The organism is Cobetia marina (assembly GCF_001720485.1).
Taxonomy (GTDB): domain Bacteria; phylum Pseudomonadota; class Gammaproteobacteria; order Pseudomonadales; family Halomonadaceae; genus Cobetia; species Cobetia marina.
Genome location: NZ_CP017114.1, coordinates 1,745,523 through 1,758,449, shown reverse-complemented (window position 1 = coordinate 1,758,449; position 12,927 = coordinate 1,745,523). Strand labels below are relative to the sequence as shown.

Sequence of the window (12,927 nt, the reverse complement as noted above, 5' to 3'; positions counted from 1 at the left end):
CGCACCGCTTCCAAGCGATCACGCCATGGCCTTCCGTGCTCAGTTCCTGCCTCGCCGGCTCTCGCCGGGGCGCAGCATGCGCACCCGGGCCTTGGGAGTACGGCGTGGCAGCATCGGCGGTTCGGGGGGCTGGTCGATCTTCATCGAGGCCTCGAGCTTGCTGAGCCCCACTGAGCCCCCCAGGGTGGTGGCGAATTCGGCGTCACCCTGCTCGCGCTGATTGTCTGAGGGCGTGCCCGACGTGCGGGGTTCACCACTCGCTGACAGGTCCGGTGGCGGGATGATGACCCAGGCGAAGGTCGGCAGCGTCAGATTCCAGTAGATGGCCGGAAGTCGAATCATCAATACCATCACGATGGCCGCGCCTGTCGCCCAGGCAAGCGGCATCCCGAGCTCGAGCAGCGCGATATAGAGAATCCCGCCCGCCAGCGACGCCGAGGCGTAGATTTCCTGACGCAGCACCATCGGCACGCGGCGCGCCAGTACATCCCGGATCATGCCGCCTGCCACGCCACTCATGGTGCCCATCACCACGACAACGATGCCCTCTACCCCCATCATGCGGGCCTTGTGAGCGCCCAGCACGGTGAACAGCGCAAGGCCGAAGGCATCCGTCACGGGCAGAAAGACCCGCGTCAGGCGGTGGATGTAGTGAAAGCCCAATGTCGCCACGCCCACCGTGAGCAGGATCACCCAGAGATAGACCGGCTGCTCGACCCAGAACACCGGTCTGATGCCCAGCACCAGATCACGCAGGGTGCCGCCGCCGATACCGGTCACGGCGCCGAGCACCAGCATGCCGATCGGGTCCATCCGCGAACGACAGGCCACGACGACGCCTGTCAGCGCGAAGATCATCACACCGGCCAGATCCAGCCAGGTTATCCAGTTCATACCCATAGCATCCTCAGACGACGAAACTGTCATTCATGCGCCACACGCGAGCGTGATGGCCGTTCATTCAGCGGCCAGTCCGCGACGCGCCGTCACGCTGGGCGCCTCACCGAAACGCTGTTGATAGGCACGAGAAAAGTGCGCCAGATGGGTGAATCCCGTGGCAAAGGCCGCCTGGGAGACACTGACCCGACTGTCGGCGAGCACCCGCTGTGCATGATCCAGACGCATGCCGAGATAGCATTGCTTGGGGGTCTCGCCGAATTGCGCCACGAACAGGCGCGTCAGCTGGCGCTGTGACTGCCCCGCGAGCCGACAGACCACCGGAATGGGCAGGGCCTGGGCAAGATTGGCCTCCATCACCGCCAGCGCCCGCACGACACTGCGCGGCAACGACGAATCGCGCGGAGTCGGGCTCTCCACATTCACGGCCGTGCGCTGGTGCATGATCTGACGCCCCACGGCATCGGCCAGCGAAGGGCCATAGAGCCGCTCGATCCAGGCCAGCATCATGTCGATGCTGGCCGCCCCGCCGGAGCCGGTCAGACGCTCACCCTGCCATTCATAAGGGGCCGAGCTGACGTCCAGCTCAGGAAACTCCTGCTGAAAGGCCGGCACGCTTTCCCAGTGCAACGCCACCGGATGCCCCGCCAGCACACCGGCCCGCGCCAGAATGAAGGGGGCGGTATCCAGCCCCCCCAGCCAGGCACCATGGGCCGCCAGCCAACGCAGCACGGCACGCGACTCACTGTCGACACTCGCTTCTGGCTCATAGGACGACACCACCATCAGGCGCATCCGGGCCATGGATGCCGAGGTCTGTTCACACACCGCTTCCGGTGCCTGCCGGGGCTCCCCCGTCATCAGCTGATCGAGGCGACCATCAACATCGATACGGACCCCGTTGCTGGCCACCACCGCCTCACCATCCGCTGACAACAGCCGCCAGGCGAACAGATCCCGCCCGAAGCGATTGGCGACCCTCAAGGGCTCGAGCAGGCAGAACAGCGTCAACATCGAGAAGCGCGGTACCAGCCAGACATTCAGCGTATTCTCGGCGGCGCCGGGCGCCAGCACGGGCGGTGAGTCCGGCCGCGGGTAGGGATGCGCGCCAGTGCTCAAGGGCTTCATATCCAGCGCGGTCGGGGTATCAGGCATATGGCGATTTTCATCAATCCTTCGGCGGTTTTCATCAAACGATAATGACATTGGGGCAAAGAGACCAGTGACCCGTGCAGAATCGCGGCTTTCGATCGTCCGTCACCTGCCATCATCGCATCGCATTTGATGACATAACGCATCACTCAAGCCACGTGATTGATTCCATATGGCATCAGAACATCGACCTTGGGCGTAGCGACCTTAGGCGAAAACTCAATAAAAACCCATTGAATTCAGTGGCTTGTAAAGAGCAAGAAACTGGCATGCCATTTGCTATCCATCATGACAGGAGGCGCCAACCAGCGCCCTTCCCCATGTCATCCAGGACAGGATATCGCCATGAGCATCGCCAGCTTCAAATCCGCCCACCGCCTGATAACGGGCCAACAGGCCTCATCACGCCTCAGTGAAGAAATCCTTCGCCTGGGCATGCGCTGCCCGATGGTGGTCACCGACCCCGGTGTGCTGGGATCGGGTACCCTCAAGCCGATCACGGATCAGCTCGATGTACTGAAGGCCAATGGCCAGCTGACCCATTACCGCATCTTCAGCGAGGTCAGTGCCGAGCCGGAAGTGCACATCGTGGAGGACTGCATGAGCGTCTACCTCGAGGCGCAGTGCGATGGCCTGATCGCGCTGGGCGGCGGCAGCGCCATGGACATCGCCAAATGCGTGGCGGTGTACGCCACCCATGACGGCGATCTGGAAAGCCTGTTCGGGGAAGACAAGGCCCGTGTGCGTGGTGCACCGCTGATCGCGATGCCGACCACGGCAGGCACCGGCTCCGAAGTCACCAACATCGGCATTCTGTCTGACACCGAAGCACGCATGAAGAAAGGTATCGTGAATGACTACCTGCTGCCGGACGTCGCCATCGTCGCCCCGGAGCTGACGGTCAGCTGTCCCCGCCATGTCACTGCCGCCAGCGGCGTCGATGCTCTGGTGCATGCCATCGAGGCCTATCTGTCCAACTTCGCCACGCCCATCACCGATGCGCTGGCCATCAAGGCCATGCGCCTGATCATCAAGGCATTGCCCAAGGCCTATGCCAATCCCGGCAATCTCGAGGCGCGTGAAGCCATGGCCACGGGGAGTCTGCTGGCAGGCATGGCCTTCGGCAATGCGGGGGTCGGCGCGGTCCACGCCCTGGCCTACCCGCTGGGCGGGCGCTACCACCTGCCCCATGGCGTGACCAACGCCCTGCTGCTGCCGCATGTGATGCGCTGGAATGCGCTGGCCTGCGTCGAACGCTTCCGGGATATCGCAGAGGCACTGGATACTGCGCATCATGCACTCAAGGATGAGGCCGCGGCCGAACTGGTCGTCGAGCGCCTGCACCAGCTGTGCCGAGACGTGGACATCCCCAGTGGCCTGCGCCATTTCGACATTTCCGAAAAGGATATTCCTTCGCTTGCGGCAGATGCCGTCAAGGTGGAACGCCTGCTGCGCAACAATCCGCGTCAACTGACCCAGCACGACATCGAGTGCATCTATCGCGCCGCCTGGTGAAGCCCGCCAGGCATGAGCACTGCCCCTTCTCGTGAACACCATCTCCACCCCAGGTGAAGATGAATAACGATAACAACAGGAACGCCATCATGAGCCACTGGAAAACCCGCCAACCCGGAGAGGAAAGCCCCTACTACGCCCTGGGGCCTTTCAAGATTCGCCTGCCCTTCCTGCACTACCGATTCGAGCTGCCCGACTATCTGCAGGGGCTTCTGATGTGCGCGGTGGATCTCGCCGCCATCCCGCTGATGACGGAGCTGCTGGGCATGCCGTTTGAAGCCGCCCTGGCCATCGTGATGCTCAACGGGCTGCTGTATCTCGTTCACCATCTGCTGGGCGACCCGGTCATTCCCGGCTGGATCACGCCGGCCATCCCTCTGCTGATGGCCTATGTGGCCACCTTCCCCGAGGGCGAGACGCGGGTGCATGCCCTGATCGCCTTCCAGCTGATGCTCGGGATACTGGCCATCGTGCTCGGACGAACGGGGCTGGCCAGCAAGGTGGTCAACCTGATTCCCTCGGCCATCAAGGCCGGCATCATCATGGGGGCAGGCCTGGCCGCGATCAGCGTGGTCTTCAAGGAAGGCGGACGCTTCGACACCTATCCCATCACCATCAGCATCGCCGTGGGTCTGGCGTTCTACATCATCTTCTCGCGCCACTTCGCAAGGCTGAAGACCTCGAATCCGTTCTGGGACAACCTGGGCAAGCTGGGGATCTTCCCGATCATCCTGCTGGCGATCATCGTCGCACCGCTGGTCGGCGAGGCCGCCTGGCCTGACGTGCAGTGGGGCTTCAGTCAGCCGGACTTCGTGACCATGTTCAGCCAGTACACCGTCTTTGGCGTGGGCTTGCCGCCGCTGTCGATGTTCCTGACCGCCCTGCCCACCGTACTGGCCGCCTATATCGTGCTGTTCGGCGATGTCCTGCAATCCAAGGCGCTGGTCGAGGAAGCCGATGAGTCACGGCCTGACGAGAAGATCGACTACGACGCCAACCGTGCCCACATGATCTTCGGTGGCCGCAATACGCTGATGAGCCTGTTCGGTCCGGACGTCACCATGTGCGGGCCGCTGTGGGCCGCCATGCAGGTCGTCGTGGTCGAGCGCTACAAGGAAGGCAAGCAGGCGATGCACTCGCTGTTCGGGGGCTCAGGCTCCTTCCGCTGGGGCACGAATACCGGCCTGCTGTTGCTGCCCATCGTCAGTCTGGTCCAGCCCATTCTGGGGATCGCGCTGGCGCTGACCCTGTTGATCCAGGGCTATGTCAGCGTACGACTGGGGATTCTCGAAGCCCGCAGCCAGCGTGACCTCGGCATTGCCGGCGTGATCGCCGCCGTTCTGGTGATCAAGGGCGCCGCCTGGGCCTTCGGAATCGGGATCGCCCTGTGCCTGTTGATCTACGGCAAGCGCTTCTTCTCGGGGGAAAACGACGAGACCTTCAGCCGCGATATCGGCAAGGGCGATATCGACGCTCCCGCCAGTGACGTGACGCCAACCGTTTCCACGACATCCTCGCATTGACGTATCGTAACCCCATGGCCCCCCGCCGCCTGAGCGCGCGGGGGCTTCTGTCAGGGGAACCCTCAATGCAGAACGTGGAACAGGATCTCAAGCTGGAAGCGGCGCTGGCACTGCTGGAACGTCAGTCACTGGAGGCTGTCGAGGTCATCGACACCCGCGGCGAGGTGATCGGCGTCTTGACGCGCCAGGAAGTGGAATCCGCCGCCGAGCGCAAGGAACGCCTCGCCCGGTCGAATCAGCGCACCCTCGCCGCCGGGCCGGACGGCCCACCGGACACCGCCACGGACCTGCTGGCCGAGGTTCCGGTGCAGCGAGTGCTGGATGCCTTGCACGACGGGGTCTACATCACCGACGCCCTCGGGGTGACCGTGGCCATCAACCAGGCCTATGAGCGCATCACGGGGCTCAAGCGCAGTGATGTGCTGGGCCGGCACATGCAGGAACTGGTGCGCAGAGGCTATATCTCCAAGTCGGTCTCTCTGGAGGTCATCCGGGACGGCAAGCCCGTCACTCTGGTCCAGAGCCTGCACGATGGCCGCAAGATCCTGGTCAGCGGCCTGCCCATGCACGCGCGGGATGGCGCCTTGAGTCACGTCGTCACCAGCGTGCGTGATATCACCGAATTGCTGCGCGCCAAGCATGCCCAGGAACAGCTTCGCCAGCTGCACTCCCTGCACGAGACCTACAGCGTCAACGCCGGTACCGACGAGCAGGCACTGGAACTCGTCACCAGCGAGGCCACGGCCGCTTGCTTCGCGCTGGCAGAACGCGTGGCCGCCACCGATGTGAAGGTCCTGATCCAGGGCGAGACGGGCACGGGCAAGACATTGCTGGCCCGCTATCTTCACGAGCACAGCGAGCGCTCTGCCGGCGTGTTTCTGGAACTCAACTGTGCCGCCCTGCCCGAAGGACTACTGGAGGCGGAACTGTTCGGCTATGCGCCCGGGGCCTTCACCGGTGCCAATGCCCGGGGAAAACAGGGGCTGTTGGATGTGGCCAATGGTGGCACGCTGTTTCTCGACGAGATTGGCGACCTGCCACTCTCGCTGCAGGCCAAGCTGCTTAAGGTCGTCGAGGAGCAACGTTTCATGCCCGTGGGAGGGACCGAGCTCAGGCGGACCAACGTGCGCCTGCTGACCGCGTCACATCATGACCTGGCCGCTCGCGTGAGGGAGGGGCGCTTTCGCGAAGACCTCTATTATCGCCTCAGCGTCGTCCCCATCACGCTGCCCCCGCTTCGCGAGCGCCGTGGTGAGGTCATCCCGCTGCTACGCCACTATCTGGGTCACTTCTGCCAACGCCATGCCCGCGTTCGCCACTTCGATCCCGAGGTACTGGAACTGCTGGCCTCGCATCAGTGGCCGGGCAACATCCGTGAGCTGATCAACCTGGTCGAGCGACTGGTCGTCACCACCGACCAGACGCTCATCACGACGGACATGCTGCCCGCCGAATGCCTGGGGCCAGGCGGTCTCGCGGCCCCCTCTGCCGCTGCGACGATACCTGCCGGAGTGCGCGAGAACCACGCCACACTCACGCAATGCACCCAGGCCCTGGAGCGGGAACTGATCCACCGGGCGCTCGAGCGACATGCCACGACGCGTGCTGCCGCTTCCTCGCTGGGCATCAATCAATCGACACTGGTCAAGAAGATGCAGAAGTACGCCATCAGGCGTCAGCGGTGACCGGGGTCTCGGGCAGCGAGCGAGGTGACAGCACGCAGCGGTCCCTGCCTCTGGCCTTGGCGTGATAGAGCGCTTCATCCGCCTGATTCAGGATATTCTCGAAGTCGTAATCCTCCCCGCTGCCAGCGGCGGAGACCCCCACGCTGATGGTGACGATCCCCTGCTGCGGATTGCCCGCATGCGGTAGCGCCAGTCCGCTGACATGCTCGCGAATCTCCTCCGCTCGCGCCAGCGCCGCTTGCGGGGAGCAGGATGGCAGCAGCACCACGAACTCCTCCCCCCCGAAACGCGCCACGATGTCGACATCGGGGTGCACGCTTTCGAAGATGGCCGTCGCGATGCGCTTGAGGCAGACATCGCCTTTCACGTGACCGTAGTGATCGTTGTAGGCCTTGAACTGATCGACATCGATCATGGCGACGCCGTACTGGAGTCGGCGATCGACCTGCTTGCCGATCAGGGAACTCACCAGGCTGTCGAAGTGGCGGCGGTTGTAGACTTCCGTCAGGGGGTCGATGGAGGCAAGTCGCCGGAACTCTTCATTCTTCTCCGTGAACTCCTCGACCCGCAACTGCTCGCGCAGCAGCAACAGGTAGGAAAGCCGCTCGGCCTTCTCGCTGCGCAGATTGGAGATGATGGAAAACAGCGTGATGGAGAAGAACACCATCAACGCCATGAACCCTGCCGACTCATAGGGGGCAGGATGGGCGGTGACCAGGTACAGCATCACGCAGAAATGGAAGGCCGAGGAACATAGGGCGTACCAGAAACGCAGCTGGAACAGGACATTTCCCACCAGCACGATGAGCCCGAGCGCGAACAGATCCAGAAAGGAATGCGGTGACACTGACAACTGGATCAACAGGGCCGTGAAGATCATTGCGAAGCACACGAGAGCGGTCATCAGCATCTCGCGCAACACCGGCGTCACACCGCGCTTGAGCAGGTAGATGCAGAGCAACGCGATGGGCGTCATCACTCCGACCCGGATGATGATGGCTTCCAGCATGTGATCCGGCCGAAAGCGCCAGTCATTGATCAGAAACAGCACATAGATGCTGATCGCCACCGCCCCCATGCAGACAAGCTTGTGACTGCGCTCTGCGTGGATGTCCCGCTCGAACCGCGCCTCGATCTCGTCCGGGAAATCGATACCCAGCCCGCCGTTGCGGTGTATCTGCCTGTCCACCTGTACCATCAGATCATTCATCCACGCCCCCTCCCTTGAGGACAGTCAATCAATGATCACACTCTATACAAGGCGACACCGGTGAATAAGGCATGCGGGCCAAACGTGACAATCGTTCACGCTTGTCAAACGATTGTCCAAATATTCGAGACCACGGACATTGCCCCCACGCCCCGGCGGGTGGGACGAGGCGACGGGGTCCCTCCCGTCTCGCTCGTCATCCGTGATTCTCCCCCTGCAGGCGACAATCGGCAGTGCGCCCTCAGCGATCGGCAGGCGATGAAAAGCGCCACGGCGCGGCAATCCGGAAGAAGCGACGCGTGACGGCCTCGTCCACGGGACGCGTGATCAGCGAGACCAGCACGAAGACCGGCAGATTGAGCATCAGGCCCCAGAAACCGGCATGAATCCCGAGCGGATGCGGCCAGACGATGGTCAACAGCACCGTGACGACAAAGCCGGCGCAGATGCCTGCAGACACCCCGGCGGCCGAGGCACGCGGCCAGAAGAACATGCCGAGAAACGCCGGCAGCACCTGGGAGGCAAAGCCCAGCCCGATCAGCAGGATCATCACCAGATTGCCCGGTTCGATGATGGCCAGCGGCGCGATGATCAGAAACATCACCGGGAAGATGAGCCACCGTGCCCATTGGCCGGCGCGTGCATCACTGAGCTTGAGCCCGGGCTGCAGCACATCCCGACTCAGGCTCAGGGCTACCGAATGGATGAAGGGCTCGCTGGAGGACATCGAGGCAGCCAGCGTCCCCGCCCCCAGCAGCCCCACCAGCCAGACCGGCATGTTGGCCATCGCGTACTCCAGCACCACCGTATCGGCACGCTCAAGCTCGGGCAGGCTGAAGATGCCGATGAAGCCCACCACCACCAGCGGCAGGATCACCACGTAGTAGGTCGGCAGCCAGCTGGCGCTGCGGCGGATGGTCTGCGCGGAGGAGGCGCTCATCCATTGCGTCCACACCGGCGGCATGAAGGACAGCATCGAGACGATGATCGAGGTGGTCCAGAAGCTGAAGCTCATGTCGCCCCCCGCCCCCGGCAGGCGGAGATACTCGGGATGTGACCGCTCGAGGCGCTCGAACACTCCGCTGAAGCCCCACTCCCCCGTGGCCAGGTGCGCCGCCCACAGGCCGATGACCCATGCCACCACCACCATCAGCACGCCCTGGAAGACATTGGTACGCCCGATGGCGCGCTGACCACTGACGAACAGATACACGGCGATCGCCGCAAGCACCAGCAGCACGCCGGCCCACAGCGGGATACGCCCCCCGCTCATCACCAGCAGGATGTAGGCCGAGCCGATGGTCTGCAGCACCGCATAGGCCACCGAGGCGATCGACATCACCAGCGCCGAGAGCGCGCCGAGTGCGGGGCTCTGATAGCGATCCGCGATCGCGCTTGCCTGGGTGACATGCCCGAACTGCTCACCGAACTTCCACACCTTGGGCCCGAAGTACCAGGCCACCAGCGCCAGATAGGCCAGATAGATCGCGACATAGAAGACCGGCACTCCCTTGCTGTAGGCCCAGCCCGGCGCGCCCATGAAGGTGTAGGCACTCACGCTGCCCGCCGCGATCAACAGATACAGTGTCATCGGCCCCATCGAGCGGCCGGCCACGCCCCACTGCTCCAGCGAATCCATGCGTCGGCCGCCGCGCGCGCCCAAGCCGATCAGCATCGCCAGCGCGATATAGCCCAGGGTCATCATCAGCGGCACGCTGCCCTGCCAGGACGTGAGGGTCAGTGACTCACTCATGTGACGCCCTCTCATCCTCGCGCGGTGCGCCATCCTCTTCATCCGGCAACAGACGATTGCCCAGCAGCATGGCCCCGCTGCAGGCGAAGATGATCAGGTAGCTCCAGAGGATCAACGACGGCATGCCCCACAGCGAGCTCTGCTGATTGACCCAGCCGATCACCGGCCAGATACCCAGCGCGATCAACAGCAGAAAGACCGCCAAGAGACTCCAGCCCCGCCAGCTGGCAGGCATGACGACGCATGGCAGGCGTGACGTGGAGGCAACCTCGCCGGTGTCCGGCGCGGAGGAAGGAGAGGAAGACGACGAGGTGTCAGGCGTAGCCAAGACAAGCTCCGATATGAACAGGGAGTGAATGAAAAATCTCGGCGCGCAGTGTAGCCGCTTGAAGCGCGGCTGGGGAGTTGCCATGAGGGTAAAAGGTCTGACCGCAGGGGATGTCAGTGGCCATGCTCGATCTCCTCATCCGGTCAGAGTGAGGGCAGAGTCAGGTCAGAGTCAGGGCAGAGTCCGGTCATGCGGATGCGATGAGTTTCCACCAGCGCTGAATGGAGGGCATCGGCTGGCTGTGGTAGCGTTCGCGCGATCTTTCATCAGACAAGACGCATTCAACCAGGGAGCATCGAGAGGTGCTTGATCCCCAGGCCTCCTGAGCAGAAATTCTGCCGAGAGCCACCTCTTGAGATGCCTCGCTCACTTGCAGCGCGCTGAGCGAGCTCTCCCTCATCTACCGACAAGGCATTGGTACCGTGACCCCCATCTTCGAAAAGGACATTCGATATTTCACTCGGCACGAACAGGAATATGTCGCCCCGATCCGCAGACGCAAGCTATATACCGCCTGGAGCCTGGCGCTGGTAGGCATCCTGCTGGTGGGTCTTTCATGCGTATTCCTGATGGCGCCATTGCTCTTCCCGGCGAAGGACAGCCTTCCCTGGCCTGCCGACCTGGTGGTGATCGTCATCGTGTGGGTGGGCCTGTTTCTCATGAGCCTGCCCTACCACGCCCGTCATGGCATGCCACCGACGGCAGGACGGATGACCGGGCAGCTTGAGGAAGTGACATCCTCGACCCCCACTACCCCTCCGGACTCGATCATCGAGGACAGATTTCAAAGACAGGGATGGAAACAGACACATGAAGGCATCAGCTATCACTCCAGCAACCCCAGAAAGATCACCACTCGCCACTACTATCTGGGCAATACCCGCCTGATCTTGCCGCCCGGGGCTGATGACATCGTCCGTCCAGCCCTCGGCGAGGAGATATCCGTCATTGGTGCCCATGTCCCTGACGGCGTATCGCCACCGTTTCGGACTCTCTTCCCGTTCTTGAGACTCGCGCGCCAGGGAAGCCCAGACCACGGCTACATGGTCGTGCTGCAATATGACGACAAGATCGACATCGATGGTGTCCTGGAGAAGTACGGCAAGCACTTCTTCTGGCGGCGCAGGATGAGGAAACCTCTGCTGGCTCTGGTCATGGTGCTCCTGCTCATGCTGCCTTTCCTCTCTTCCCTCATCATCGCCCTCATCGATCACTTCTCCGAGGGGCTGGGTCCCGGGTTGACCTACCCCTGGTGGGCCGCATGTCTCTGCCTGGTGCTGTCCTTCCCGGTGATCTATCTCAAGACCCGAAAGGCGCTGATCGGCAAGAGCGACAGGATCGATTATCAGGAGCAGCTCAAGGGCTGATGGATACACGGCTCAAGAACACGCAGCTCAACACAGCAACGCCGGACCTCGATGAGGCCCGGCGTTCTTGTTGCAGCAGACTGTCCTGACTGGCTCAACCGACGATGGCGTTGAGCATCAACAGCGTGATGATGGAAATGGCCCAGGCGAGTGTCGTCGGCAATGTCAGCACCAGCATCTGATGCTTGGTGCTCTTGACGCCGAGCATGCGATTGACGACCCAGAAATAACTGTCATTGAAGTAGCTGAAGAACATCGCGCCGATACAGGCGGCCTGCGCGGCCAGCACCATGTTGACGTCCGGCATGCCCATCAGGATAGGCGCGGAGATCGAGGCTGCGGTAATCATCGACACCGTGCCACTGCCCTGGATGAAGCGCACCAGCGTTGCGATGATGAACGGGATCAACAGCGGCTGAAGCCCCAGTGCCGCGACCTGCATGGCGATGTAATCGCCGCCGCCACTGGCACGCAGTACCGAGCCCAGTGCACCACCGGCACCGGTGACCAGCAGGATGATCCCCGCCGTCTCGACGCCCTTTTCCAGATGATCGAACACTTCCTGTTTGGGGGTCTTCGGCATCAGGCCATAGATGGCGACCAGCACGCCGATGCCCACGGCGATCACCGGGTTGCCGATGAAGGCGATGGTACTGGTGAGCGCATTGCTGGTATCGCCCATCACGGCACTGACCAGCGTGTTGAGGAAGATCAGCGCGATGGGCAGGCCGATCGGCATGCAGGACATCAGCAGGGAAGGCAGCTCCGATTCAGGCAGCATGCTGTCGGTGTCATGCTTGACGCTACCTTCGAAACCACCCGGCTGGGACTCCAGCATCGCCTCGATGCGCGGGCCCATGATACGGGCGTAGATCACCAGTGCGATCAGCGCAGGAGCGGTGATCACCAGGCCCCAGCCGATCATCAGACCGATGTCGACACCGAAGATACCCGCCACGCCCAGCGGGCCCGGGGTCGGTGGTACGCTAGAGTGGGTGATGATCAGGCCAGCCGCCAGCGCGATGCCCAGACCGATCACCGAGCGTCCGCTGTTGCGCGCCAGTGAACGCACCAACGGGTTGAGGATGACGTAGGCCGAATCACAGAAGATCGGGATGGAGACGATGTAGCCCGTCAGCGCCATCGCGGCCTCTTCCTTGTTCTTGCCCAGCAGATTGAGGATGGCATAGGCCATGCGCTGTCCGGCACCGGTCACCTCCAGCACACGCCCCATCATCACGCCGAAGCCGATCACGAGACCGATGGTGGAAAGCGTCTTGCCAAAGCCGGTGGTGATGGCACTGATGACCTCATTGGGCGGCATGCCACCGATCAACCCCGCCAGAGAGGCGGCGATGATCAAGGCCAGCAAGGCATGCACGCGGGTCTTCAAAACCAGATAGATCATGACGAAGATGGCGATACCCAGGCCGATGATGACCTGTGGCCCCGCGACGGCGGCGTCTGTCATGGGTGATGCTCCTGTCGATTGTTATT

10 protein-coding genes are annotated in these 12,927 nt (G+C 62.7%); 4 read left to right on the top strand and 6 right to left on the bottom strand.

Going from position 1 to position 12,927, the window contains the following annotated elements; translation table 11 throughout:
• Positions 1-39: 39 nt before the first annotated feature.
• The gene (locus BFX80_RS07450; protein WP_084208437.1) at positions 40-894 is read right to left on the bottom strand and encodes a trimeric intracellular cation channel family protein; all 855 of its coding nucleotides are present in this window, start codon (positions 892-894) and stop codon (positions 40-42) included.
• Between the two features lie 63 nt (positions 895-957).
• Positions 958-2,052, bottom strand: coding sequence for a GlxA family transcriptional regulator (locus BFX80_RS07445; protein ID WP_240499703.1), 1,095 nt, complete (start codon positions 2,050-2,052; stop codon positions 958-960).
• Positions 2,053-2,394: 342 nt separating this feature from the next.
• Here BFX80_RS07445 and BFX80_RS07440 point away from each other — a divergent pair, with 342 nt between their 5' ends.
• From BFX80_RS07440 to BFX80_RS07430, 3 genes are all read left to right on the top strand, one after another.
• Positions 2,395-3,564, top strand: a complete 1,170-nt coding sequence (locus BFX80_RS07440; protein WP_077371205.1) for an iron-containing alcohol dehydrogenase — start codon at positions 2,395-2,397, stop codon at positions 3,562-3,564.
• An 89-nt stretch (positions 3,565-3,653) separates the two neighbouring features.
• Positions 3,654-5,087, top strand: coding sequence for a hypothetical protein (locus tag BFX80_RS07435; protein ID WP_084208436.1), 1,434 nt, complete (start codon positions 3,654-3,656; stop codon positions 5,085-5,087).
• 65 nt (positions 5,088-5,152) lie between these two features.
• Positions 5,153-6,772 carry a sigma-54 interaction domain-containing protein gene (locus tag BFX80_RS07430; RefSeq protein WP_084208435.1) on the top strand — a complete coding sequence of 540 codons (1,620 nt, stop codon included), beginning with the start codon at positions 5,153-5,155 and terminating at the stop codon, positions 6,770-6,772.
• Here BFX80_RS07430 and BFX80_RS07425 read toward each other — a convergent pair.
• The 3 genes from BFX80_RS07425 to BFX80_RS07415 all read right to left on the bottom strand — a co-directional run bounded on the left by BFX80_RS07425 (position 6,756) and on the right by BFX80_RS07415 (position 10,063).
• Positions 6,756-7,982 carry a GGDEF domain-containing protein gene (locus tag BFX80_RS07425; RefSeq protein WP_084208434.1) on the bottom strand — a complete coding sequence of 409 codons (1,227 nt, stop codon included), beginning with the start codon at positions 7,980-7,982 and terminating at the stop codon, positions 6,756-6,758. The two genes, BFX80_RS07430 and BFX80_RS07425, sit on opposite strands and share 17 nt — an antisense overlap.
• A 241-nt stretch (positions 7,983-8,223) precedes the next feature.
• Entirely contained in the window at positions 8,224-9,735 is a 1,512-nt protein-coding gene (locus tag BFX80_RS07420; RefSeq protein WP_084208433.1) for a sodium:solute symporter family protein, read from the bottom strand.
• The gene (locus BFX80_RS07415; RefSeq protein ID WP_240499702.1) at positions 9,728-10,063 is read right to left on the bottom strand and encodes a hypothetical protein; all 336 of its coding nucleotides are present in this window, start codon (positions 10,061-10,063) and stop codon (positions 9,728-9,730) included. Before BFX80_RS07415 ends, BFX80_RS07420 begins: the two co-directional genes overlap by 8 nt.
• Positions 10,064-10,485: 422 nt before the next feature.
• Here BFX80_RS07415 and BFX80_RS07410 point away from each other — a divergent pair, with 422 nt between their 5' ends.
• Positions 10,486-11,430, top strand: coding sequence for a hypothetical protein (locus BFX80_RS07410; protein WP_084208432.1), 945 nt, complete (start codon positions 10,486-10,488; stop codon positions 11,428-11,430).
• Positions 11,431-11,524: 94 nt separating this feature from the next.
• On the opposite strand, the gene BFX80_RS07405 is transcribed toward BFX80_RS07410, so the two are convergent.
• Positions 11,525-12,901 (bottom strand): GntP family permease, encoded by a 1,377-nt coding sequence (locus BFX80_RS07405; protein ID WP_084208431.1) that lies wholly within the window; start codon positions 12,899-12,901, stop codon positions 11,525-11,527.
• Positions 12,902-12,927 lie beyond the last annotated feature (26 nt).